19 protein-coding genes are annotated in these 23432 nt (G+C 74.0%); 10 read left to right on the top strand and 9 right to left on the bottom strand.

The window, feature by feature from the left end; translation table 11 throughout:
• Positions 1 to 377 precede the first annotated feature (377 nt).
• Positions 378 to 1343 carry a glycoside hydrolase family 6 protein gene (locus tag AQJ30_RS00840; protein WP_067227640.1) on the top strand — a complete coding sequence of 322 codons (966 nt, stop codon included), beginning with the start codon at positions 378 to 380 and terminating at the stop codon, positions 1341 to 1343.
• Between the two features lie 75 nt (positions 1344 to 1418).
• Positions 1419 to 2714 (top strand): glycoside hydrolase family 6 protein, encoded by a 1296-nt coding sequence (locus AQJ30_RS00835; RefSeq protein ID WP_067227638.1) that lies wholly within the window; start codon positions 1419 to 1421, stop codon positions 2712 to 2714.
• A 70-nt stretch (positions 2715 to 2784) separates the two neighbouring features.
• On the opposite strand, the gene AQJ30_RS00830 is transcribed toward AQJ30_RS00835, so the two are convergent.
• The 3 genes from AQJ30_RS00830 to AQJ30_RS00820 form a co-directional block, all read right to left on the bottom strand.
• Positions 2785 to 3387 (bottom strand): ornithine cyclodeaminase family protein, encoded by a 603-nt coding sequence (locus AQJ30_RS00830; RefSeq protein WP_245726760.1) that lies wholly within the window; start codon positions 3385 to 3387, stop codon positions 2785 to 2787.
• Positions 3388 to 3453: 66 nt separating this feature from the next.
• Positions 3454 to 4527: a hypothetical protein gene (locus AQJ30_RS00825; protein WP_067227636.1), complete on the bottom strand. Its 1074-nt coding sequence runs from the start codon at positions 4525 to 4527 to the stop codon at positions 3454 to 3456.
• 174 nt (positions 4528 to 4701) lie between these two features.
• Positions 4702 to 5589, bottom strand: coding sequence for a prohibitin family protein (locus tag AQJ30_RS00820; protein WP_067227634.1), 888 nt, complete (start codon positions 5587 to 5589; stop codon positions 4702 to 4704).
• A gap of 183 nt (positions 5590 to 5772) precedes the next feature.
• On the opposite strand from AQJ30_RS00820, the gene AQJ30_RS00815 reads away from it, so the two are divergent.
• Positions 5773 to 6819, top strand: a complete 1047-nt coding sequence (locus AQJ30_RS00815) for a chitinase (protein ID WP_067227632.1) — start codon at positions 5773 to 5775, stop codon at positions 6817 to 6819.
• 55 nt (positions 6820 to 6874) lie between these two features.
• Here the strand turns inward: AQJ30_RS00815 and AQJ30_RS00810 are convergent, their stop codons facing one another.
• A complete protein-coding gene (locus tag AQJ30_RS00810; RefSeq protein WP_067227631.1) occupies positions 6875 to 7537 on the bottom strand; it encodes a response regulator in 663 nt (220 codons plus the stop codon).
• A complete protein-coding gene (locus AQJ30_RS00805; RefSeq protein WP_067227629.1) occupies positions 7534 to 8766 on the bottom strand; it encodes a sensor histidine kinase in 1233 nt (410 codons plus the stop codon). The genes AQJ30_RS00810 and AQJ30_RS00805 overlap by 4 nt, the downstream gene beginning before the upstream one ends.
• A 379-nt stretch (positions 8767 to 9145) precedes the next feature.
• On the opposite strand from AQJ30_RS00805, the gene AQJ30_RS00800 reads away from it, so the two are divergent.
• Positions 9146 to 10690 (top strand): alpha/beta hydrolase, encoded by a 1545-nt coding sequence (locus AQJ30_RS00800; RefSeq protein ID WP_067227627.1) that lies wholly within the window; start codon positions 9146 to 9148, stop codon positions 10688 to 10690.
• Positions 10691 to 10771: 81 nt separating this feature from the next.
• On the opposite strand, the gene AQJ30_RS00795 is transcribed toward AQJ30_RS00800, so the two are convergent.
• A complete protein-coding gene (locus tag AQJ30_RS00795; RefSeq protein WP_067227626.1) occupies positions 10772 to 11668 on the bottom strand; it encodes an oxygenase MpaB family protein in 897 nt (298 codons plus the stop codon).
• Between the two features lie 99 nt (positions 11669 to 11767).
• Between AQJ30_RS00795 and AQJ30_RS00790 the strand changes: the two genes are divergently transcribed.
• The 3 genes from AQJ30_RS00790 to AQJ30_RS00780 all read left to right on the top strand — a co-directional run bounded on the left by AQJ30_RS00790 (position 11768) and on the right by AQJ30_RS00780 (position 14914).
• The gene (locus AQJ30_RS00790) at positions 11768 to 12118 is read left to right on the top strand and encodes a hypothetical protein (RefSeq protein WP_067227624.1); all 351 of its coding nucleotides are present in this window, start codon (positions 11768 to 11770) and stop codon (positions 12116 to 12118) included.
• A gap of 138 nt (positions 12119 to 12256) precedes the next feature.
• Complete coding sequence (locus tag AQJ30_RS00785; protein ID WP_067227623.1) at positions 12257 to 13138, top strand: hypothetical protein; 882 nt, start codon at positions 12257 to 12259, stop codon at positions 13136 to 13138.
• A gap of 384 nt (positions 13139 to 13522) precedes the next feature.
• Complete coding sequence (locus tag AQJ30_RS00780; RefSeq protein ID WP_067227621.1) at positions 13523 to 14914, top strand: tannase/feruloyl esterase family alpha/beta hydrolase; 1392 nt, start codon at positions 13523 to 13525, stop codon at positions 14912 to 14914.
• 25 nt (positions 14915 to 14939) lie between these two features.
• Here the strand turns inward: AQJ30_RS00780 and AQJ30_RS00775 are convergent, their stop codons facing one another.
• Complete coding sequence (locus AQJ30_RS00775; RefSeq protein ID WP_067227620.1) at positions 14940 to 15122, bottom strand: hypothetical protein; 183 nt, start codon at positions 15120 to 15122, stop codon at positions 14940 to 14942.
• Between the two features lie 449 nt (positions 15123 to 15571).
• On the opposite strand from AQJ30_RS00775, the gene AQJ30_RS00770 reads away from it, so the two are divergent.
• From AQJ30_RS00770 to AQJ30_RS00760, 3 genes are all read left to right on the top strand, one after another.
• Positions 15572 to 18514 (top strand): DEAD/DEAH box helicase, encoded by a 2943-nt coding sequence (locus AQJ30_RS00770; RefSeq protein ID WP_067228830.1) that lies wholly within the window; start codon positions 15572 to 15574, stop codon positions 18512 to 18514.
• The gene (locus AQJ30_RS00765) at positions 18511 to 19875 is read left to right on the top strand and encodes an SWIM zinc finger family protein (RefSeq protein WP_067227618.1); all 1365 of its coding nucleotides are present in this window, start codon (positions 18511 to 18513) and stop codon (positions 19873 to 19875) included. Before AQJ30_RS00770 ends, AQJ30_RS00765 begins: the two co-directional genes overlap by 4 nt.
• A gap of 158 nt (positions 19876 to 20033) precedes the next feature.
• Entirely contained in the window at positions 20034 to 21377 is a 1344-nt protein-coding gene (locus AQJ30_RS00760; protein ID WP_067227616.1) for an esterase-like activity of phytase family protein, read from the top strand.
• A 49-nt stretch (positions 21378 to 21426) separates the two neighbouring features.
• Here the strand turns inward: AQJ30_RS00760 and AQJ30_RS38880 are convergent, their stop codons facing one another.
• Both AQJ30_RS38880 and xylA read right to left on the bottom strand, forming a co-directional pair.
• Positions 21427 to 21705, bottom strand: a complete 279-nt coding sequence (locus AQJ30_RS38880; protein ID WP_245726802.1) for a hypothetical protein — start codon at positions 21703 to 21705, stop codon at positions 21427 to 21429.
• Between the two features lie 490 nt (positions 21706 to 22195).
• Positions 22196 to 23362: a xylose isomerase gene (gene xylA, locus AQJ30_RS00750; RefSeq protein WP_067227614.1), complete on the bottom strand. Its 1167-nt coding sequence runs from the start codon at positions 23360 to 23362 to the stop codon at positions 22196 to 22198.
• Positions 23363 to 23432 lie beyond the last annotated feature (70 nt).

Genomic DNA, 23432 nt, shown 5'->3' with positions numbered 1-23432 from the left:
GTCGTCGCCGCCGGTACGGGACCCGCGGCGCTGGACATGGCTGGAAACGCTTCCAGTTCCGACGACTCTAGGGTGTGGAACGCCCGCCGGGAAGGGCCGCGAGCACACGCGAACGGGCGCGAACAGCGGTACGTGTGACGGCTCTTGACAGCTCCGGTGGCTCGCCACACGATACGTACCACACCCCGGAGCTCCCTCGACGCTACTGGAACCGCTTCCAATGGGAGCGCTCCCAGAGATCGGTGCCAGGCCCGTGGGTGGGGCGCCCCCGCCGGAGAGCCGCCGTCCCGGGGGCGCCGTTCCACCGCACCTGACCAACGCGTCGTACGCCCCGGACGAGGCGTGCGCGCGTCCCTGCCAGGAAATCGAGGTACGTCATGCGCCGCAGACTCCGCGCCCTGGTGGCAGGCTTGATCGCCCTGCCGCTGGCGCTCGCCGTCGCACCGTCCGCCCACGCCGCGGACCCGACCGGCATGACCAGCGGGTTCTACGTGGACCCCGACTCCAGCGCCAAGCGGTGGGCCGCCGCCAATCCCGGCGACGGCCGGGCGCCCGCGATCAACTCCGCGATCGCGAACACCCCGATGGCCCGCTGGTTCGGCTCCTGGAGCGGCAGCATCGGCACCGCCACGGGCGCGTACGCGGGGGCCGCGGACGCGCGGGACAAGCTGCCCCTGCTCGTCGCCTACAACATCTACAACCGCGACTACTGCGGCGGGCACTCGGCAGGCGGGGCCTCCTCGGCGTCCGCGTACGCGACCTGGATAGCGCAGTTCGCGGGCGGCATCGCGAACCGCCCGGCCGTGGTGCTCCTCGAACCCGACTCCCTCGGCGACTACGGCTGCATGACACAGGCCCAGATCAACGAGCGGCAGGGCATGTTGAGCGGCGCGCTCGGCCAGTTCGCCCGCCAGGCGCCCAACACCTGGGTCTACCTGGACGCCGGCAACCCGGGCTGGGCGAGCGCCGCGACGATGGCCCAGCGCCTCAACGACGCCGGCCTGCGCCAGGCCCACGGCTTCTCCCTCAACATCTCCAACTACTTCACCACGGCGGAGAACACCGCCTACGGCAACGCCGTGAACAGCGCGCTGAGCTCCCGCTACGGCTACACCAAGCCGTTCGTCGTGGACACCAGCCGCAACGGCAACGGCTCCAACGGACAGTGGTGCAATCCGTCGGGCCGCCGCATCGGCACGCCCACGCAGCTCGGCGGCGGCGCGGAGATGCTGCTGTGGATCAAGACGCCCGGCGAGTCCGACGGCAACTGCGGCGTGGGCGCCGGGTCCACGGCCGGACAGTTCCTCCCCGAGGTGGCCTACAAGATGATCTACGGCTACTGACGCGCGCCCCCGCGACCGCCACACCCCACCCACATCACCCACCCCGCCCACCCCTCTCGTCGATCAGGAGCAGTCATGACAGCACGCAGCCCGGGGCGCCGCACGGCCGCCGCCGTCGCCGCCCTCGCCGCCTGCCTCGCGGTCACCGCCACGCAGGCGGCGGCCACCCCGGGGGCGGGCGGTGGCGCCCCGGGCCGGGGCGAGGTCACCCCCGCCACCCGGTTCTACGTGGATCCGCACAGCAAGGCGGCGAAGCAGGCGGTCGCCGACTTCCGCAGCGGGGACTTCGAGGACGCCGCGAACATGGCGAAGCTGGCGAGCTGGCCCCAGGCCACGTGGTTCACCGAGGGCACGCCCCAGGAGGTGCGGGCCGGGGTGAACACGCTGGTCCGGCGGGCCGGGGCCGTGCACCGGACCCCGGTGCTGGTCGCGTACGACGTCCCGGGGCGGGACTGCTCCCAGTACTCCAGCGGCGGGGCCGCGTCCTCGGCGGCCTACCGGCAGTGGATCGACGCCTTCGCCGCCGGGATCGGCGACCGCAGCGCGGTCGTCGTCGTGGAACCCGACGGGCTGGCGCTGCTGCCCAAGGACTGCGGACCCGCCACCGACCCGACCGGCGAACTCACCGCCACCCGCGTCGCCGACCTCGCGTACGCCGTGAAGACCCTGAAGGCGCGGCCGCACACGGCCGTCTACCTGGACGCGGGGAACGTGCAGTGGCGGGCGGTCGGGGACATCGCCCAGCGACTGCTGGACGCCGGGGTCCAGCAGGCCGACGGCTTCTCGCTCAACGTGTCCAACACCCACCCCACCGACCACAACGCCCGGTACGGCACCTGGATCGCCGAGTGCATGTGGTACGCCACCGTGGGACCCGCGCCAGCCCGCGGCCACACCGACTGGTGCGCCAGCCAGTACTACTCGGCGGCCGCCCCCAACGACGGCACGCCCGGCAACAGCGTCGACTCCGCCGACCCCGCCACTTGGCGGTGGACGGACGCCTGGTTCGACCAGAACGCGGGCACGCCGCCGGCCACCGCGCTGAGCCACTTCGTCATCGACACCAGCCGCAACGGCCGGGGCGCCTGGACACCCGAGCCCGGCAAGTACAGCGGCGACCCGGAGCCCTGGTGCAACGCGCCCGGCCGCGGTCTCGGCCCGCGGCCCACCGCCGACACCGGGGTGCCGCTCGCCGACGCCTACCTGTGGATCAAGGTGCCCGGCGAGTCCGACGGCAGCTGCACCCGCGGCACCGGCGGCACCGTCGACCCCGAGTACGGGATCGTGGACCCGCCCGCCGGCGCCTGGTGGCCCGACCAGGTGCACGGCCTGGCCCGTAACGCGGTACCGCGCCTGACCTTCAACCGCTGACGCCGCCCTCCGGGGAGCCGGGCCCGCCCGGTTCCCCGGACCCGCGCACCCCCCTCCGCCGGCCGGGGCATCACCCCAGCGTGATCTCCTCGCCGACGGACCGCTCGCGTGCGGCGGCGACGACCAGGGTGGCCGCGGCGTCCTGCGCTGCCACGCCGACCGACGTGTAGAGGGTGATCTGGTCCGGTGCGGTGCGCCCCGGCCTGCTGCCCGCGAGGAGTTCGCCCAGCTCGGCGTGCACGTGATCGGCGGTGATGAGTCCGTCGCGGATCGGGACGAGCAGGTCGTTGCTCCCCGCGGGGAACGGGGCCAGCGCGGCCCGGCGGGATTCGACGCACACCAGTGCCTCGGCGATCGTGGCGTCGTCGACCTCGCGGCCCGCCGGGTTGTACCCCACGGACGTGATGTGCACCCCGGGTGTCAGCCAGGAACGGCGGACCACGGGTTCGACGGCGTGCGTCGTCGCCGCGGCGATGTCCGCGCCGTCGAGCGCCTCGGCGTAGCCGGACACGGCCCTGACCTCACCCTCGAACCGGGCCGAGAGTTCTTCGGCCAGGGCAGTGGCCTTCACCGCGTCCCGGCCGGCGACGCGGATCTCCCGGATGGGGCGGACCCGGCAGATCGCGCGGGCGTGGGACCGTGCCTGCACGCCGGTGCCCAGCACCGCCGGCACCGTCGCGTCCTCGCGACGTTCATCCGTACGTGCCCGAGCGCGGCCCGGCGGACGCCAGCCGGAGGCTCACTCCGGCGGGGGAATCGCACGGTCGGTGCCTTGACCCGGCGGCAGCGGAACGTCCGCGCTCCCCAGCGGCGTGCCCCCGCCGGCGCGGACGGCCTCCTCGTCGTACGCGACGCCGAAGCCGTTGTGAGGCAGGAGCGACACGATCAGGCCGTCCCGTACGGTCCAGCCGAGGTCCAGGACCATGGCGACCGGGACGAGGTGCATGTAGTCCCGCGGATCGGCGTCGGGTGCGTAAGTGGCCTCGTCCGCCACGGCGATGGAGGCGCCCAGGTACTGGCTGAAGACGTACCAGGGCGCCAATTCGTCCGGCAGGGCCACGGGGCTGGGCCGGTCGGGAACGACGGGCTCGCTGCCGCAGGCCGCCGTCATCAGCGTGGCCGCCAGCACGTCGGGCAGGCCGGTGTCGCCCGCCGGCCGGTGCACGGGGACGGTCGCACGCGCGTGGGCGGCTCCTTCGCGCACCCAGCCCCGGTACTCGTCCCACGCGGACAGTGTCTTTTGCGCCTTGGCCGGCTCCCAGCCCATCGTGGTGGCGACCCGCTGTGCGGCCTGCGGGCCGGTGCCGAAGTGTTCCCGCAACATGCGGGAGCGCACCGCGGTGGCCCGGGCGAGTTCGGCCTGGGCCGGAATGAGCAGGAAGCGGGTCAGTTCCAGGTCCGCGCCCCTCGGGCCGAACACCTCGCTCAGGGGCGACAGACCGGACAGCCACACGGTCTCCAGCTCGGTCAGCACGGCCAGGTCCCGCTCCTCGCGGCCCTCCTCCAGGGCGTACCGGGTCGCCGACCCGGGCCTGGTGAGGCGCTCCAGCACCTCGGCCAGTGCCTCGCGCAGCCAGACCAGCGCGTCCCAGGGGCGGTCCTGGTCCACGGCCCAGTACGTGCGGGCGCCCTTGCCCTTGCGCCACAGCCGGTAGACGTCCGCACCGGTCCCTGGTTCGGACAGCCACAGCCGCTCGCCGGGGCCGCCGATCTCCGCGTTGATGGCGGTCAGCTCCACCACCCGGAGCTGACCCTCGACCAGGTCGACCAAGTCGTCGTAGGTGAAGCGCGGTTCACGGTGAATCGTCGGCATGTCCTGGTCCGTCCCCCCGGCGCGAACGTCTGCCCGCCCGCCCGTCCTGCTGCCGCGGCAGTGCACGGGCGAGCCACTGGGGACCGATCCTTGCACCCGCCGCTCCCCGCTGCCCAGTGGGGGCGCGCACCGGACCGTGCCGCACCGTCGCGCCGCCGGCCGTGCGCGGCCGTGTCACCTCTTGCCGCTGTCCACGATCACCGGTGTGCCGTTGGCGTCCGTGCCGCAGGGGACCGCGTAGACCGGGTTGGCCTTCGCGGCCTCCTTGTAGGCCTCCAGGCACTGGTTGTAGAGCACCTTGTCGCTGAGCGAGCGTTCGATGATCTTGTTGGCGGCGGCGATGCCCTCGGCCTCGATCCGCTTGCGTTCCGCCTCCGCCTTCGCCGTACGGGCCGCCTCCGTGGCCCGTTCGGTGGCCTGCTCCTGCTGGATCTTCTTGTCGATCTGGTCCTGCAGCTTGTCCGACGGCCGCACGTTGCGCAGGTTGACGGTGGTGACGTCGATCCCGCGCGGCGCCAGGCGCTCCTTGACGAGGTCGGCGATCTGGGAGCCGATCTGCTCGCGCGCGGAGGCGTACCCCTCCTCGCTGGTGTGCTTGGCGAAGACGTTGCGGATGATCTCGCGGGCGTCGGGCAGCACCAGCCGCTGCTCGACGGCCTCCTCGCTGCCCGCCAGCCGGTACAGCTCGACCGCCTTCGCCGGCACCACGGCCCACTTGATGGTGACGTCGGCGTACAGCACCCCGCCCTGCGAGGAGCGGACCTCGACGACGTCCTTGCCGTTGAGGTCGAGATCGACCGGGCGGGTCGAGAAGGACGTGACGTCGGTGAACGGCGACTTGAAGTGCACGCCGGACGTCAGCGGCGTACCGGTCTTGCCGAAGGTCACCGGGACGCCGACCTCGTAGGCGCTCACGACGTGCACACAGGCGAACGTCGCCGCCAGCAGCCCCGCGACGCCGCTGAGCGCCGCCCCGACCTTCCAGCCCGTCACCTCCTGGTGCCGGCCGACGAGGAACAGGACGACGGCCGCTATGAGCAGCACGATGGACAGCACGAACACAGGTGATCCCCCTCAGGAAACGTTCCCGCGCCCCCCTGGGCGCGACCCCGGCGCGCATCGTAGCGACCCGAAGTGACACCCAGGCCTCATTCTCATCTGGTCCAGACCTCTTGACGAAAGGTCTGGACCAAGAGCACTGTCATGCCTACGACACCTCACCGCACCCCCCACCGGGAGGCCCGTATGCTCCGCCGTGCCCTGTCCCTGCTCGCCGCTGCGGCGGCGACCGCGGCTCTCACGCAGTTCGCGCAAGCCCCCGCCGCCTCGGCCGCCGACACCTGCGGGCAGCAGCCGAAGCCGGCCGGCAAGGTCCTCCAGGGCTACTGGGAGAACTGGGACGGCGCGGCCAACGGCGTGCACCCGCCCTTCGGATGGACTCCGATCACCGACTCCCGCATCGCCGCGCACGGCTACAACGTGATCAACGCGGCCTTCCCGGTGATCCGTTCCGACGGCACCGCGCTGTGGGAGGACGGCATGGACGCGGGCGTGAAGGTGGCGACCCCGCAGGAGATGTGCGCGGCCAAGGCGTCGGGGCAGACGCTCCTGCTGTCCATCGGCGGCGCGGCGGCCGGCATCGACCTCAACTCGACCGCGGTGGCGGACCGTTTCGTCGCGACGATCGTGCCGATCCTTCAGCAGTACCACTTCGACGGCATCGACATCGACATCGAGACCGGCCTGACGAACAGCGGGAACATCAATCAACTGTCCACGTCCCAGGCCAACCTGATCCGCATCATCGACGGCGTGCTGGCACGGATGCCGGCCGGCTTCGGCCTGACGATGGCCCCGGAGACCGCGTACGTGACGGGCGGCAGCATCACCTACGGCTCGATCTGGGGCGCCTACCTGCCGATCATCAAGAAGTACGCCGACAACGGCCGGCTGTGGTGGCTGAACATGCAGTACTACAACGGCAGCATGTACGGCTGCGCGGGCGACTCCTACCAGGCGGGCACCGTGCAGGGCTTCACCGCCCAGACCGACTGCCTCGCCAAGGGCCTGGTGGTCCAGGGCACGACGATCCGGGTGCCGTACGACAAGCAGGTCCCGGGCCTGCCCGCGCAACCCGGCGCGGGCGGCGGGTACATGACCCCGTCCCTCGTCTCCCAGGCGTGGAAGCACTACGGCGGCGCCCTCAAGGGCCTGATGACCTGGTCCCTGAACTGGGACGGCTCGAAGAACTGGACCTTCGGCGACAACGTGAAGGCGCTGCAGGGCCGTTGAGCGGCCCCGGACGCACGGGCGCCGGCCCTCCCGAGCACCCTCGGAGCGGGACCCGTCAATCCGGGTGGACGATGCGGGTGTCGTAGGCGAAGACGACCGCCTGGACCCGGTCGCGCAGGTCCAGCTTGTGGAGGATGCGGCCCAGGTGGGACTTCACGGTCGCCTCCGCGAGGCACAGGGTGGCGGCCACCTCCGCGTTGGACAGACCGCGGGCCACCTGGACGAGGACCTGGCGTTCGCGGGTGCTCAGCAGGCGCAGCCGCTGCTGCTGCCGGTCGCTGCAGCCGCTGGGGATGTGCGGGGAGAACGTCTCCAGCAGCCGGCGGGTGATCCGGGGCGAGACCACCGCGTCTCCGGCGGCGACGTCGCGGATCGCGCTGAGCAGCACCTCGGGCCGGACGTTCTTCAGCAGGAAGCCCGCCGCACCGGCCCTCAGCCCGGCGAAGGCGTACTCGTCGAGGTCGAAGGTGGTCAGGATGAGCACCCTGCTCTCCGGGGAGACGCGGCTGACGCGGCGGGTCGCCTCGATGCCGTCCGTACCGGGCATGCGGACGTCCATGAGCACGACGTCCGGGCGCAGTCGGCGGGCGAGCCGGACCGCCTCGTCGCCGTCCGCCGCGCTCCCCACCGTCTCCATGTCCGGCTGGGCGTCGAGCACGGTGGTGAAGGCCATGCGCAGCAGTGCTTCGTCGTCGGCGAGGAGAACGCGGATGGTCATGGCGTCACATCCGCTCCGTGGCCGAGGCCGAGGTCCGCTTCGTGGCCGACGCTCTCTCTATGGCAGGGGTCCGCTTCATGGCCGAGGTCGAGGCGGGCGGCGACCTGCCAGCCGCCGCCGGGCAGCGGTCCGGCCCGCAGCGTTCCGCCATGGGCGGCCGCTCGTTCGCGCATGCTGCGCAGCCCGAGTCCCGCGACGGTGTCGGCCTTGCCCGAGAGCGGTCCGTCGTCCGTCACGACGACCGTGACGGTGTCGGTCCGGCACTGGACGGCGATGCGCGCGCTGGTGCCGCGCGGGGTGTGTTTGAGCGTGTTCGTCAAGGCTTCCTGCACCAAGCGGTAGACGGTCAGTTGTGCGGTGACGGGGACGGGGGCCGGGTCGCCCTCGACCTCCAGGCGGGTCGGCAGGCCGGCACGGCGCATCTGTTCCGCGAGGGTCTCCAACTGGGCCACCCCGGGCAGCGGTTGGCGCAGCAGCGTGTCCGGCTCCTCGGTCCTCAGGAGGTGGAGGGCGCGCCGCATGTCCGTCAGCGCCTGCCGGCCGGTCCCGGAGATCTGGCGGAGTGCGGCCGACGACGCCTCGGCCGACCGGGCGTAGGGTGCGGAGTCGGCGAGGGCGACCATGACGGACAGGTTGTGGGTGACGATGTCGTGCATCTCGCGGGTGATCCGGCTCCGCTCCTCGGCCACCGCGAGGCGTGCCTGCTGGTCGCGGTCGCGTTGCAGTCGGGCCGCGCGCTCCCTCAGAGTGCGGGTGTTCACGCCGAGGGAGGCGGCAGCGGCGGCGAACGCGCTGAGCGCGACGGCGGTGGACAGGAACCGGCCCTCGGTCGCCCAGCGCTGGCAGGCCAGCAGGATGCCGCCCTCCATGACGAGGCAGGCGAACAGCAGCCGCACCCGCGTGGTGTACGCGGCGACCGAGTACAGGGCGACGAGCAGGGCGATCTCTGCCGGTAGTTGACAGCCCATCAGCCATTGGACGAACGCCGCGGCGGCCACGGCGCAGAACACCGTCCAGGGGGCCCGGCGGCGCCAGGTCAGGGGCAGCAGCAGGCCCGAACTGACCGCGACCGCCGCGGGGTCGGCGGCGACCGTGGGCAGCGTGGCCACGCCGAGCGCGGTCACCAGCAGGGCGTCCCGCGCCTCCGGCGGGACCACCCGGGCGCCGGCTCGCAGCAGGGTCGTCGCCGACCGGGCGGACGCGAGTGCGGGGACGCCGAGCGGTGTCATCGGTCTCATCGGCGGCCGTAGGTGGGCCAGTTGCGTGCTGCCGTCGTGATCACGTGGACAACGCTAGGACGCCGGTGCGGCGGCGGCATGGGCCCGTCGTCGGAACGCGCCCGTCGCGGAGTGCTTCCTCAGGAGGAGAGACGTTCCTACCCCGGTGGCAACGTCGCCCCCTGACCTGGGGTCCTGCACCGCAAGCCGCCGCATCCTCCGCATCCTCCGCGAGGAGGACACCGCCGTGGACGCCGAGTGCGAAGCACCGACCGAGAGCTGATGTGCCGGCCAGGTGTCGCGGCCTAGCGTCGGTGGCCGACGTGCGGAGCAGCTGTCATCCCCCCTGCCCAGCACGCTGGTCGGCACGGAACGAGGCTGAGGAGAGGTCATGTCGAGAGTCCGCGGAACGGCGGTGAGGGCCGCGGTGGCGGTGCTGGTGAGCGCGTCGGTGGTCACCGCGTGCACGCCCCGGGGCACCGTCCCGGCCGGGAACGCCGGGCCGACCCGGTTCGAGCACCAGGAGATCGACTGGCACGGCTGCAAGGGCGGTCCGCAGGACACCGAGGGCGCGGAACTGGACGAGGCCGGAGCCCGCTGTGCCGAGCTGACCGTGCCGCTGGACTACCGCCGTCCCGACGGCCGGACCATCGAGGTCGCCGTGTCCAGGCTGCCCGCCACGGACCCCGCCCACCGGCACGGCACGCTCCTCTACAACCCCGGTGGGCCAGGCCTGCCCGTCCGGTACCTGGCCCTGTACCTCAGGCGGGCCGTACCCACGCTGGCCGCCCGCTACGACGTGGTCGGCATGGACCCACGGTTCGTCGGACGCAGCACCCCCCTCGACTGCCACTGGCCGGCCGTCGGCATCGGCTCCGCCGGGACGGACCGGGGCACCTTCGACAGGACCGTGCGGCTGGCCGAGGACCTCGCGTCCCGCTGCGCCGGACAGCGGTCCGTCCTGCCCCACGCCTCGACGCGGAACACGGCCCGCGACATGGACGTCGTCCGTGCCGCCCTCGGCGAGCGGAAGATCAGCTACCTCGGTTCCTCCTATGGCACGTACCTGGGACAGGTGTACACGCAGCTCTTCCCGGAGCGCACCGACCGCGTGGTGCTCGACAGCACCCTGGACGCCGACACGTACGGGCCGGACCTGACCCGCACCCTCGGCCCGTCCGTCACCCGGGCGCTGCGGCACTGGGCCGCCTGGGCGGCCCGCCGCGACGGCACGTACCACCTCGGCCCCACCACCGACCGGGTCATGCGGACCATCGGCCGGCTCAACAGGGACGTCGGCAGGTCGCCCGTCGCACTCGGCACGCACACCGTCGACAGCAGCAATTTGCCCCAACTGCTGTGGAACGTCACCGCCGGTGACAGCGACGAGGCGTACGCGAGCTACTCCGCCGACGTGGCGGTGCTGGTCCGCGCGGCCCACGGCGACACCGTCCGGCCCACCCCCACCCTCGACCAGGTCCTGACCGACCTGGCCGGCCCGGACGCGGACGGAACGTTCGCCGTCCAGACCGCCGTCCAGTGCGCCGACCGGGCAGCGGCCTCCCGTGACCCGGAGACCTACTACCGCGACATCGTCGAACACCGCGCGGACGACCCCGTCTTCGGGCCCCTCACGCGGACCGTGACGCCGTGCACCTTCTGGCCGACGACCCCCGCCGAGCCCCCCACCGACGTGCACAACGGCGTGCCGCTGCTGATGGTGGGCGCCACGGGCGATCCGGCGACCGTGTACCGGGGTCAGCTCGCCGCGCACCGGGACCTGAGGAACTCCCGCCTGGTCACGCTGCTCGGTGCCTACCGCCACACCGTCTACGCAGGTCTCTTCGCGCCGCGGAACGCGTGCGTCGACGAGGCGGTCGACCACTACCTCGCCACCGGTGTCCTGCCCTCCCACGACACCACCTGCCGGAACTGACCGGCAGCCTGCGCAGCGGCATGGCCGTATCGATGCCCGCCGCGTCACGGCCACTCCCCCGGCCCGCGCAGCACGCTCGCCTCACCGCACGTCCGACCCGCCCCCGTGCCGCACCGGACAGCCGCGCAGGCCGGGGACGGGGCGGGTGCCCAGTTCGTCCAGGCGGTAGCCGTCCGGGTAGCTCTTGATCTCCCAGTTCTGCCGTCCGTGGTGCGGCGCGCGACGCGGCGGCAGCAGGCGCACCACGCGTCCACGCGCGCGGACGGCCCGTCGCACCAGGGCGCGCGTGACGGGGCCGGGTGGCGTGTAGCGGAACGCCTCCAGGAGCGGGTCGTCGAGCAGGGCGAGCGTCGAGGCGCGCAGGAGGGGGGCGAGGGGGCGCGGGTACCAGGAGGCCATGAGGTCCAGCGTGGCGTCCGCGACGCGGCGCGCGTCCGCGTCCCAGCCGAAGTGGGCCGCCTCGTAGGAGTCGAGGCAGTCCTCGAACTCCTCGTAGGTCTGCGGGACGTCCTTGATGCCCATGTGCCGGCCCAGCATGCGGTAGTGGACGGCGGAGGCGACCGTCTCGTGCCGGGAGAGCCTGCGCCACCCGTAGGCGTCGATCCACCGCTTGGGCACGACGACGAACGTGCACAGCACGTAGCGCATGTCGTCGTCGGAGATGTCGTAGCTGCGGTGCATCTGGTTGATGCGCCGGATCGCGGTGCGGGCCTCGCGGCTGTCGAACCCGTGCTCGATGATGGCGTCGAGGAGCAGTGACGTGTCGTCGTAGCGCTTCTGCGTGCGGTCCGTGAGCTCGGCGGTCGCGGCGAGCAGACGGCCGATGTCCGGCACCGCGTAGGTGCGGTACAGCGCCAGTTCCAGGGCTCGGGTGATGTCCCAGGGGAACTCGTAGGCGGTGGTGAGGAGGTAGATCTCCGACGCCTGCTCGTACGGGTCCATCCGCCGGATCTGTGCCAGCCGTGCGAAACGCTCCATCGGGCCCTCCCCCTTCTGCCGCCGGAGTTCCCACTCTACGGTGAGTGACGGGGGACGGACGGTCAGTCGACGCACACCGCACTGGGGAAGGTGGTCACCATGTTCGACCGGGTCCGGGAGGGCTGGGCGCGGCTGTTGCACTCCCCGCGCGGGCAGGTGCGGTCCGCCGCCGGAGGACGGGCCGGGGACGGCGAGGGCGCCGGGGCGGGGCGTCCGGGGACCGCCGGCCGGCGCGCGCCCAACCTCTTCCAGGCGGCCGCCGCCTACGTCTCGGCCCGCGTCGAGGACGACCAGGAAGGGATCGACGAGGCGGCGGGCTGGGTGACGCCGGAGGCGCTGTCGTTCGGGACCAGCGAGCTGGCCTGCCGCGCGGTCGTCGCCCTCGCGCGGGAGCGGGACGAATCGCCGCGGACCGTCGCCCGTGCGCTCCTCGGACTGCCCAACGGCTGAGACGGCCGGGGGAAAGGTGGCCGATTCGCCCCGTACGGGCCGGAAAACTGCAGGTCCGGGTGGTCCTGGGAGTCGTGACAAGCTCCTTCCCGGCGCATTAGGGTGCGCGCCGATGGACGAACCGATGGGGAGGCTGGGATGGCAGGGACGGACGAGGAGGCCGTCGCCGCCGCGGACGACGCGCTCTACGTGCTCACGGCGGTGTTGCTGACACCGGCGAAGTTCCCGAGCGTGCTGGGCGACGACTACCCGGAGGCCTGCGCCGCGCTCGGCCTGCCGCCGCTGGCCGACGGCTACGGCCTGGTGCTGGGCCAGGACGGCGACGGCGCGCGCTGGACGGTCGTCATCGACGACGTGTCGCTGGTGGCCGTCGCCATCGCGTCCTGGGACTGCGGCATGGAGTACGACCTGTCGCCGGACGACCGCACGGTGGTCGCCGCCCTGCCCGGCTGGCCGCTCGCGGTCGCCGTGGCCGCGCCCGGCGTGCCGGCGCCGCACGACCCCGGCCCGGAGATCGCGGAGGGGCCCCCGCTGTGCCCTCCGGACACGACGCGGTGGGGACCGGCCCAGCGACGGCTCGGCGCGGACGAGATCGCGCTCCAGTGGGCGCTGTGGCGTGAGCAGATCGACGACACCGAGTTCGCCGTGCCCGAGCAGCGGCCCGGAGGGGCCGAGGGCGCCGAGCCGGGCGACACGTCGGCCGGGCAGGGCAGCGGGACCGCCGCCCCGGACGCGGCGGACGGCGCCAAAGGCCACCACGGCGTACGGCGGGTGCTCGCCGAGGCGCGGGCGTACGTCGACTCGCCGCCGCCGCTGGGCCGGGTACGGTCGTCCTTCGCGTCCGGTGACGCGCGGACCCTCCGCGCCGACGGCCCGGGCTGGTCGCTGGTGGCCCGCACGGACGACATCGCGTTCGTCCTGCTCGACGAGGAGCCCGGCGAGGTGCTGCCGGTCGGCCGCGGCCCGGAACTGCCCGGGCTGCTGGAGGCGCTCGACAAGATGGCCGTGCGGCCGCTGTGAGGCGGCGGGGGCCGTGCGGGCGCCTGTGGGGGCGTGACGTCAACGGTCCGGAACGGCACCGCTGAGCGCGGCTCGCGACCGCGCGGCTCCCGAACTCCTCGGTCGCCGGGCAGCACCCATGTGTCGGGGCGTCGCCTGAGTCAGGGCGTCGCCGTGTCGGGCCGTCATCGTGCCGGGCCGTCGCCGTGTCGGGGTATCGCCGTGTCGGGGTATCGCTCTGCCGACACCGTGTGGGGCTCCGGCCCACTTGAGGCCGGGGCGGGGTGTGGTCCGGCTCCATGGCCCGTCGGCTGGTTCCCGCACAGCATGGGCAGCCCGCGCGGATCGCCGGTGCCACCCCGGGCACCCGGTGCGCCCGCGCCGTCCTGCTCATGGAGGCCGTGCATGCGTCCCATCCGAGGTGTCCCGCTCGTCGCCGCACTGCTGTCGGCGGCGGTCGTCGGCGGACCCACGCCCGCCGCAGCCGGTGCGGGCGCCGACGGCCACTGTGCCCGGCAGGGGCACGTGCGCGTGCCGGGCGCGGCGCTGCAACAGAGCGCCTGCCTGGCCGACCTGACGACCACCGGGCTGGCCGGCACGCCGTACACCGACGCGGCCGACCAGGCGGGGCTGACCGCGCGGGACACGCCGGTGCCGTCCGGGGTGCCCGGGGTGCAGGTGGACGGCTACTTCCCGGACTCCTCGCACTTCAACACCACGCACGGGTGGGCGCACGACGCCCAGTTCGTGATCCGGCTGCCCGACCGGTGGAACGGCGGGCTCGTGGTCACCGGCGCACCCGGGACCCGCAAGCAGTACGCGACGGACAAGGCGATCTCGGACCGGGTGCTCGCCCAGGGCTACGCCTACGCCGCGACCGACAAGGGCAACAACGGGGTCGACTTCTACCGCGACGGCGTGCGGCCCGGCGACGCCGTCGCCGAGTGGAACACCCGCACCACCCAGCTCACACGGGCCGCCCGCCGGGTCGTGGCGCAGCGCTACGGGCACGCCCCGCGCCGGACGTACGTCACCGGCATCTCCAACGGCGGCTACCTCACCCGCTGGCAGCTGGAGAACCACCCCGAGCTGTACGACGGCGGAGTGGACTGGGAGGGCGCCCTGTGGACGGCCGACGGGCCGAGCCTGCTCACCTCCCTGCCGACGGCGGTGGCCCGCACCTACGGCACCGCGCGCGACGAGGACCTGTACGCCGTGGGCTTCGCGCGGGGCTCGGAGTTCCTGTGGCCGTACCACGAGAAGGCGTACTGGGGCGTCACGCAGAAGATCTACCGGGCCGAGTTCGACCCCGGCTACGACCCCGCGTGCCCCGGTCCCTCCGCCGGCACCACGGCGGAGCAGATCCTGGCCCCCTGTCCTTCCGACGCCCACTACGACTACGCCTCCCGTCCGGCGGCCGTGCACCGCGCGGTGGCCCGGGTGGCACTGACGGGCCGGATCGGCCGACCGCTCATCACCCTGCACGGTGACCTCGACACGCTGCTGCCGCAGAGCGCCGACTCCGACGTCTGGGCGCGGATGGTCGACGCGCGCGGACGCGGCACGCTGCACCGGTACTACACGGTGGCCGGCGGCACGCACGTGGACGGGCTGTACGACACCTATCCCGACCGGCTGCGGCCGATCCTGCCCTGCTACCGCTCCGCGTTCGACGCGCTGGTGGCGTGGGTGGAGCACGGCACCCCGCCGCCGGCGGACCGCACCCTGGGCAGGCCCGCGGACGGCGACGTGGCCGGCTCCTGCACGCTGGACGACGAGCTCCGGTCCGGCTCCTGACCCGCCTGACGACGGGTCCCGGCGGTCAGCGGCCGAGCTCCCTGCGACGTATGCGGCGCAGACGGCGGCGCTGCGAAGGGTCGAGCGCGAGGTACGCGGCCGCCGGGACCCCCAGCACGATCAGCAGCGCCGCCCACCAGGGCAGCCAGATCAGCAGGAGCAACCCGGCCGCCACACCTCCTGCGGCGATCTTGGCGTTCTTCGACATGTGTGTCGCCTCCTTCGCGGCCCCTGCCGCTCTCTGTCCAGAGAACGGCCCCACGCGGCGCGCAGTTCCGAGTCCCGACCCTGAGTCGACCCTGAACCGCGTCCCCTACGCATCCCTGAGGCGCACCGTCCGGAGGTGTTGTACCCTCGACCACTCCACCCAGGTAGTCAAATTTGAGGAGTAGGTTCGTCTTCGTGCTGAGGCCTCCCACGAAACCCACGGAACCCACGCCCCACGACCCCACGACACCCCCGCCCGTCGCGGACCCGCCGCACGACGCAGCCCAACTCGCCCGCGCGTGCGCCGTCTTCCTGCCGGGCGACCCGGCCCGCACCGGCACCGTCGCCTTCTGGACCCCGGACGGGACGGTCGGCGGCCACAGGACACTCGCCGACGCGGCGCTCGCCGATCTGACGGTGGTCCGGCCCACGGCGAACGGCGTGGACACGATGACCGTTCCGGCGGTGCTGCTCCCGGTGCGCTCCGCCCTGCCCCTCCTCGCACGCGCGCGGGGAGCGGCTGACGCTCATCCGGCCACGGCCTTCTGGGGCGCGGCCACGCTCCTCGCACTGCACTTCGTGGCGCGCGGGCTGCTGCTGCCCGGGGTGTCGGAGGGCGACCACGACGCCTGGCGGATCGGCCCGTTGGGACCGGACGACACCGAGCGGATCCGCCACCTGGCCGCGGCGATGCCACCCGAGGCCCACGCAGTGCCGGTGGACGAAGACCGGACCGGCCACGGACGGACCGGTGACGGACGCACTGGTGACGGACGGACCGGCGACGGAGAGGCCGTCGACGAGCCGACCGACCACGGACAGGTGGCCCACGGGCCGACCGCCCTGCGCCTCCCCGCCCCCGAGACCCTCCTGCGGGCCTACCTCGACGCGGTCGCCGACGCCCTGCCCCGCTCCCCCGCCGCCCACCTCGTGACCGACGGCCCGGCCTACGCGGCGCCCGCACCCCAGCACCTGCCCGAGCTGCGCGCCTGGGCGGCCGATGTCGCGGCCGGCCACGACGCGGGCGTACGGCTCTCGCTGCGCGTCGAAGTCCGGGGCCTCGGCACATCCACGGCGCAGGCTCCGGCGGACGAAACCGATGCGGGCGCGGATGCCGGGACGCCTCCGACGCTGCGGGCCGTCCTCCAGGTGCACAGCGTGAGCGACCCCGCGCTGGTCGCGGACGCCGCCGACGTCTGGGCTCCCACGGGCGGCGCGGCGAGCGGGAAGTTCGGCCCGCGCGTGCGCATGGACGTGCTGCTCGCCCTGCGCCGCGCGGCGAGGGCCTGGCCCGCGCTCCTGCCGCTGCTCTCGGCCGCCGTACCGGACGCCGTGGACCTCCTGGACGACGAGGTGGCCGACCTGCTGGACGACGGCACGCGCGCGTTGGCGGCCGCCGGTGTCGAGGTGCACTGGCCGCGGGACCTGGTCCGCACCCTCACCACGGGCGCCACGGTGGGCACCCCGGGGGACACCCCACCCACGGCCTCCGGCGCAGGAACGTTCGCCGACACCCGCAGCGCAGACGTTGGCACCGGCACCGGCCACCGCGGCAACGCGCTCTCCGCCGACGCCCTGTTGACCTTCACCTGGCGCTTCACGCTCGGCGGCCGGCCCCTCGCGCGCGAGGAATTGGACCGCCTGGCCGAGGCGAACCGGCCGATCGTGCGGCTGCGCGACCAGTGGGTCCTGGTGGATCCGCAGGAGGTGCGGCGCGCCCGGGCCCGCCAGGACCGCGAGGTCACGCCCATCGACGCCCTGGGCGCCGCCCTGACCGGCACCGTCGAGGTCGACGGCCGCCAGGTGGACGTAGAGGCCGCCGGGTGGCCCGCGGCCGTACGGGAGCGGCTGCTCGCCCGGGAGGGGACGGAGCCGGTGCCGCAGCCCGCGGGGCTGGCCGCCGTGCTGCGCGACTACCAGCGCCGCGGCCTCGACTGGCTGGCCCGCACCACGGAGTGGGGGCTCGGCTGCTGTCTGGCCGACGACATGGGCCTCGGCAAGACCGTCACCCTGATCGCCCTGCACCTGCACCGCCAGGCGGCCCCGGAGTCCGCGGGTCCCACGCTGGTGGTCTGCCCCACGTCCCTGATGGGCAACTGGCAGCGCGAGATCGAGCGCTTCGCCCCCGGCACGCGCGTACGGCGCTTCCACGGCCCGCGCCGCGCCCTGGGCGCCCCGGCGGACACCCGAGCGGACACCTCGGCGGGCACGTCGACCGACACACCGACCGACACCCCGGCCCCCGCCACGGGCGACGCCCCCGCCGACGGCGAGTTCGTCCTCACGACGTACGGCACGCTGCGTCTGGACGCGGCGCGGCTCGCCGAGGTGCGGTGGGGGCTGGTCGTGGCCGACGAGGCGCAGCACGTGAAGAACCCGTACTCGGCGACCGCCCGTGCCCTGCGCACCCTCCCCGCACGCGCGCGGGTGGCGCTCACCGGCACGCCCGTGGAGAACAACCTCTCGGACCTGTGGGCGATCCTGGACTGGACGACGCCCGGCCTGCTGGGCCGGCTCGGCACCTTCCGCCGTCGCCACGCGCGTGCCGTCGAGGGTGGTGCGGACCCGGCCGCAGCCGAACGGCTCGCGCGGCTGGTGGGGCCGTTCCTGCTGCGCCGCCGCAAGTCGGACCCGGGCATCGCGCCCGAACTGCCGCCCAAGACCGAGACGGACCACCCGGTGGCGCTTACCGCGGAACAGGCCGGCCTGTACGAGGCCGTGGTGCGCGAGACGCTGGCCGCGATCGCCGCGGCCGACGACATGGCGCGGCGCGGACTGATCGTCAAGCTGCTCACCGCGCTCAAGCAGATCTGCAACCACCCCGCGCAGTACCTGGGCGAGGAACGCCCGACGATCGCGGGGCGCTCCGGCAAGCTGGAGCTGCTGGACGAGCTGCTGGACACCCTCCTCGCCGAGGGGTCGAGCGCCCTGGTGTTCACGCAGTACGTGCGCATGGGACGGCTCGTGGAGCGGCACCTCGCGGCGCGCGGGGTGGCCACGCAGTTCCTGCACGGCGGTACACCGGTCGCGGAGCGGGAGGCGATGGTGCGGCGCTTCCAGGACGGTGAGGTGCCGGTGTTCCTGCTGTCGTTGAAGGCGGCGGGCACCGGGCTCAACCTGACGCGGGCCGAGCACGTCGTGCACTACGACCGCTGGTGGAACCCGGCCGTGGAGGCGCAGGCCACGGACCGCGCGTACCGCATCGGCCAGACGCGCCCGGTGCAGGTGCACCGGCTCATCGCCGAGGGCACCGTCGAGGACCGCATCGCCGATCTGCTCGCGCGCAAACGCCGGCTCGCCGACGCGGTGCTGGGATCCGGCGAGTCGGCCTTCACGGAGCTGACGGACACGGAACTGGCCGACCTGGTCGCACTGCGAGGGGACGAGCGATGAACCGCGAGGACGACCTCCCCGACACGGCAACGGGCTGCCACGAGGGGACGACCAGCCGCTACGACGCGGCCACCGAGCGCACTTTCGCCGCGCAATCCCCCGCGCGGGGAGGGAGTTTCGCGCGGACCTGGTGGGGCCGGGCGTGGCTCGCGGCGCTGGAGGAGGGCGCGCTGGACAACGCCCAGGTCCGCGTCGGCCGTCGGCTCGCACGCGCGGGTGCCGTGGGTGCCGTGTCGGTGCGCCCGGGGCGGGTCACGGCCGTCGTACGGGACCGGGACGGGACGGGACAGCGCGCGGACGTGCTGCTGACGGAGCTGTCGGAGGGGCAGTGGGACCGGCTGCTGGACCTGGCCGTCGAGCGGTCGGGCGACGTGGCCGCCCTGCTGGACGGTGAGATGCCGCCGCGGCTCGTCGAGGACGCGGCGACGGCCGGGATCGACCTGCTGCCGGGACTGGGCGAGTTGGAGGCCTCGTGCGGCTGCGGTGCGTGGGACCACTGCGGACACACGGCGGCGCTGTGCTACCAGGTGGCGCGGTTGCTGGACGAGGACCCGTTCGTCCTGCTGTTGCTGCGCGGCCGGTCGCCGCGGGCGGTCCTGGGCGACCTCCAGGCCCGCGGTACGGCCGCTGCCCCGCCGGAGCCGGCCGCGGCACGGCCCCGGCGGGACGGTGTCGACGCGGCGCAGGCGTACGCGGCGGCGCGACCGCCCCTGCCCGCCCCGCCCGAGCTCCCCGGGCAGCCCGGGCTGCCGCCCTCCCTGGACGCCGAGACGCCCCCCGCGGCGGGCGTGGATCCGACCGCCGTGGAGTTCCTGGCGGCGCGCACGGCGGAGGAGGCGCACCGGATGCTGGCCGAGGCGCTGGGCGGGGGCCCGCACGCGTGCGGGGAGCTGACGGCCGACCTGGACGCGGTGCGGCTGGCCGCCGGGCTCGCCGACACCCCCCGCGCCTTCCGCACGGCCGTCGGTCGGCGCCTCGCCACGGGATCCGGGCGCAGCCGGGAGGGCCTGACGTCGGCCGTACTGGCCTGGCGGTACGGCGGTGCGGCGGCGCTGTCCGTCCTCGAGGAGGAGTGGGCGGTCGAGGGCGAGGCGTGGGCACGCGCGCGTAGGGCGCTCGAGTCGGCCTGGGAGGACGGCGAGCGGCCGGTGCTGCGCGCCCGGGGCAACCGGTGGACGGTGGCGGGCACGTCCTGCCAACTCCGGCTGGACCGCGACGGGCGCTGGTGGCCGTACCGCAAGGAGCGGGGGCGCTGGTCCCCGGCGGGGGACGCGGCCCGGGACCCGGCCACGGCCCTGGCGGCGGCGATGTCCCTCGGGGACGGGGACGGGAGCGGAGGCGAAGACACGGGCGCGGGGTGACTGCTCACGCCTCACCGCCACGCTCGGCTCACGCCGAACCACCCCGTGCGTCGGCCCGACCCGCGGCCGACGCACGGCGTTCACCGTGTCGTCGTACCGCGTTGGAGGAGTGACCCGACTCTGTGCGCTGTCACCCCGTTCGCCCCTCAGGAGGCCCCATGTCCCCGTACGCCGCCGGCCGGCGCCGCGTCCACCGTTCCGTCGCGGCGGTCGTGCCGCTCGCCGTGGCAGCCGCGCTGCTGTCCGCCCGGTCGGCCGACGCGTCCGCCCCCGCCGCGCAGGCCGAGGTCGTAGGGACCGCGACGCTCGGGGACGTGCCGCTCGGGGCGTTCAGCAACGGTCTGCTGCCCGGTACCGTCGCCGACGACCGGGGCGTCGACCTCGGCGGCATCGGCAGCGACATCTACCCGGCGGGCCGCAAGGGCGAGTTCTGGACCGTCACCGACCGCGGGCCCAACGGCCAGATCAAGGTGACCGGCAGCAAGCGGCGCACCTTCCCGGTGCCGGGCTTCGACCCGGCGATCGTGCGGATCAAGGTGACCGGGGACACCGTGCGCGTGCTGCGGGCCGTTCCGATCACCACCTCGTCCGGCAAGCCGGTCACCGGCCTGCCGAACCAGGCGGGGCGCGACGAGGCGCCGTACTCCTACGACGCCCGTACGGCGCTGTCGTACGACCCGAACGGCCTGGACACCGAGGGCGTCGTGCGGGCCGCGGACGGCTCGTTCTGGCTCATCGACGAGTACGGGCCCTCCCTGGTGCACGTCTCCGCGCGCGGGGAGGTGCTGACGCGGTACGTGCCCCGGGGGCTCAATCTGACCGGGACCGACTACCCGGTGGTGGAGGCGCTGCCCGCGGTGCTGCTGCACCGGAAGGTCAACCGGGGCTTCGAGGGACTCGCCCAGTTGCCGGGCGGCGACCTGGTGATGGCGTTGCAGAGCCCGCTGTCGCTGCCCGACACGGGCGCGGGCGAGGCGTCGCTGACCACGCGGCTGCTGCGCTTCTCGCCGAAGAGGAAGGCCGTCACCGCCGAGTACGCCTACCGCTTCGACCCGGTGGGCGTCGTCGACCCCGGTGAGGACGACACCTCCGAGCTGAAGATCTCCTCGGTGGTCGCGGTGGGTGGCGACCGTCTGCTGGTGGAGGAGCGCACCGACCGGGCCGCGCGGCTCCAGGTGGTGCGGCTGGACCGGAAGGCGGACATCCTGGGCGGCCGTTGGGACGACGACACGACGTCGCCCTCCCTGGAGCAGCTCGCCGACCCGGCGGCCTCGGGCGTCCCGGTGCTCGCCAAGCGGCTGGCGGTGGACCTCGGCACGGTGGCGGACGTGCCCGGGAAGATCGAGGGTGTCGCGCGCGTGGACCACGACACGCTCGCCCTGATCAACGACAACGACTTCGGGATGACCGACGGGGCCGGGGCGTTCGACGCGCAGGGCAGGCTGGTCGACAGCGGCATCGAGACGAAGGTCGTCCACGTCCGCCTCCCGCGCGGGATCTGAGTCCCCGCGCCTCGCCGCCCAGGGGCGGGCACACCCCCGCCCCCGCCGGCTACGGCACCAACCCCGACGGCAGCAAGGACTCCAGACCGCTCGGCAGTTCGGAGGGGAAGCCGCTCGGCAGCTCCGTGGGCAGGCCGCTCGGCAGTGCTGTCGGGAACCCGCTGGGCAACTCCGTGGGCAGCCGGGACGGCAGGGCGGTGGGGAGGCGGGTCGGCAGGCGGAAGGACGGACCGCGCGTGCCCGTGCCGGTGGTGCTGCCACCGGGCGACTCGTCCGAGCCGTCGTCCCCGCCGGAGGCGAGCACCACGACCACCACGACGGCCGCCACGCCCACCAGGACGCCCAGGGCGATGAGCAGCGGATTGCGGCGCCCGCGCGGGCCCCGGCCACCGGAACCGGGCTCGGGGCCCGGGTCGTAGGGCGGCGGGGGCGGCCCGTAGCCGTCCCCCGGGGGCCCCGGAGGAGTCGGCGGCCCGTAGCCGTCCCCCGGAGGAGACGGCGGAGGCGGCCCATACCCGTCGCCCGGGGAGCCCGGAGGACCCGGGGGCCCCGGCGGGGGCGGTCCGAAGCCGTCGCCCGGAGGGGGCGGCGGCATGTCGCTCGGCGGGCGGGGCGGTCGCGGCGGTACGGGCGGCGTGGCCATGCCGCCCAGGGTGTCGAGAAGTCGCTCCGGGCGCGAGCCCCCGCGCGGGCGTCGGCACGGAGTCGTGCCACGGAGGACACGATTCCGGTGCAACGGCCGCGCGCGGGCCCTGACCTCGCGCCCGGAGCGACGTGTGGAGCACGCGCGGGTGCTCAGCCCGCGCACGCGCGGGTGCTCAGCCCCGCGCACCCAGCAGGTGGTCCATCGCCAGCTGGTCGAGGTGCTCGAAGGCCATCCCGCGCGCGGCGGCGGCCTCCGGGTCGAACTCCTCGAACGCCGAGCGGTCCCCGAGCAGCGCCTGCAGGCCGTCGGCGGCGGTCGGCTGGGCCAGCTCGTCGAGGCGGGAGGCGCGCAGGGCCTCCTGGACCTCCGGGTCCGAGCGGAAGGCAGCCGCGCGCTCCTTCAGGATCAGGTAGTTGCGCATGCAGCCCGCGGCGGACGCCCACACGCCGTCGAGGTCCTCGGTCCGCGGCGGCTTGAAGTCGAAGTGGCGCGGACCCTCGTAGCCGGCGCTCTCCAGCAGGTCGACCAGCCAGAACGCGGCGCGCAGGTCGCCGGCGCCGAAGCGCAGGTCCTGGTCGTACTTGATGCCGGACTGGCCGTTGAGGTCGATGTGGAAGAGCTTGCCCGCCCACAGGGCCTGGGCGATGCCGTGCGGGAAGTTCAGGCCGGCCATCTGCTCGTGGCCGACCTCCGGGTTCACGCCGTACAGCTCGGGGCGCTCCAGGCGCTCGATGAAGGCGAGGGCGTGGCCGACGGTGGGCAGCAGGATGTCGCCGCGCGGCTCGTTCGGCTTGGGCTCGATGGCGAAGCGCAGGTCGTAGCCCTGGGAGGTGACGTACTCGCCGAGGAGGTCGAAGGCCTCCTTCATGCGGTCGAGGGCCACGCGCACGTCCTTGGCGGCGCCGGACTCGGCGCCCTCGCGGCCGCCCCAGGCGACGTAGGTCTGGGCGCCCAGCTCGGCGGCCAGGTCGATGTTGCGGATGGTCTTGCGCAGGGCGTAGCGGCGCACGTCGCGGTCGTTCGCGGTGAACGCGCCGTCCTTGAAGACCGGGTGGGTGAAGAGGTTGGTGGTGGCCATCGGGACGGTCAGGCCGGCCGTGTCCAGGGCCTGGCGGAAGCGCTTGATGTGCTCCTCGCGCTCGCTGTCGGAGGACCCGAAGGGGATCAGGTCGTCGTCGTGGAAGGTGACGCCGTAGGCGCCGAGCTCGGCGAGGCGCTGCACCGATTCGACCGGGTCCAGGGCACGCCGCGTGGCGTCGCCGAACGGGTCCCTTCCCTGCCAGCCGACGGTCCACAGGCCGAAGGTGAACCTGTCCTCGGGGGTGGGCTGGTAGTTCATGCCGCGGCTCCTTGCGTGCTGGGACTATTTCGTCATCGCTGTTTACAAATTAGTATGCCCGAGCATCTCT

Origin of the sequence: Streptomyces longwoodensis (genome assembly GCF_001514125.1) — a bacterium.
GTDB classification, from domain to species: Bacteria; Actinomycetota; Actinomycetes; order Streptomycetales; family Streptomycetaceae; genus Streptomyces; species Streptomyces longwoodensis.
The sequence above is the reverse complement of the archived record's forward strand: the minus strand, read 5'-3'. Positions and strand labels throughout refer to the sequence as shown.

What these genes read in the sequence shown, in the direction of transcription:
- AQJ30_RS00840 (WP_067227640.1), top strand. Translation starts at nt 378, where the DNA reads ATGCGCCGCAGACTCCGCGCCCTGGTGGCAGGCTTGATCGCCCTGCCG.
- AQJ30_RS00835 (WP_067227638.1), top strand. Translation starts at nt 1,419, where the DNA reads ATGACAGCACGCAGCCCGGGGCGCCGCACGGCCGCCGCCGTCGCCGCC.
- AQJ30_RS00825 (WP_067227636.1), bottom strand. Translation starts at nt 4,527, where the DNA reads ATGCCGACGATTCACCGTGAACCGCGCTTCACCTACGACGACTTGGTC.
- AQJ30_RS00815 (WP_067227632.1), top strand. Translation starts at nt 5,773, where the DNA reads ATGCTCCGCCGTGCCCTGTCCCTGCTCGCCGCTGCGGCGGCGACCGCG.
- AQJ30_RS00810 (WP_067227631.1), bottom strand. Translation starts at nt 7,537, where the DNA reads ATGACCATCCGCGTTCTCCTCGCCGACGACGAAGCACTGCTGCGCATG.
- AQJ30_RS00805 (WP_067227629.1), bottom strand. Translation starts at nt 8,766, where the DNA reads ATGACACCGCTCGGCGTCCCCGCACTCGCGTCCGCCCGGTCGGCGACG.
- AQJ30_RS00800 (WP_067227627.1), top strand. Translation starts at nt 9,146, where the DNA reads ATGTCGAGAGTCCGCGGAACGGCGGTGAGGGCCGCGGTGGCGGTGCTG.
- AQJ30_RS00795 (WP_067227626.1), bottom strand. Translation starts at nt 11,668, where the DNA reads ATGGAGCGTTTCGCACGGCTGGCACAGATCCGGCGGATGGACCCGTAC.
- AQJ30_RS00790 (WP_067227624.1), top strand. Translation starts at nt 11,768, where the DNA reads ATGTTCGACCGGGTCCGGGAGGGCTGGGCGCGGCTGTTGCACTCCCCG.
- AQJ30_RS00785 (WP_067227623.1), top strand. Translation starts at nt 12,257, where the DNA reads ATGGCAGGGACGGACGAGGAGGCCGTCGCCGCCGCGGACGACGCGCTC.
- AQJ30_RS00780 (WP_067227621.1), top strand. Translation starts at nt 13,523, where the DNA reads ATGCGTCCCATCCGAGGTGTCCCGCTCGTCGCCGCACTGCTGTCGGCG.
- AQJ30_RS00775 (WP_067227620.1), bottom strand. Translation starts at nt 15,122, where the DNA reads ATGTCGAAGAACGCCAAGATCGCCGCAGGAGGTGTGGCGGCCGGGTTG.
- AQJ30_RS00770 (WP_067228830.1), top strand. Translation starts at nt 15,572, where the DNA reads ATGACCGTTCCGGCGGTGCTGCTCCCGGTGCGCTCCGCCCTGCCCCTC.
- AQJ30_RS00765 (WP_067227618.1), top strand. Translation starts at nt 18,511, where the DNA reads ATGAACCGCGAGGACGACCTCCCCGACACGGCAACGGGCTGCCACGAG.
- AQJ30_RS00760 (WP_067227616.1), top strand. Translation starts at nt 20,034, where the DNA reads ATGTCCCCGTACGCCGCCGGCCGGCGCCGCGTCCACCGTTCCGTCGCG.
- xylA (WP_067227614.1), bottom strand. Translation starts at nt 23,362, where the DNA reads ATGAACTACCAGCCCACCCCCGAGGACAGGTTCACCTTCGGCCTGTGG.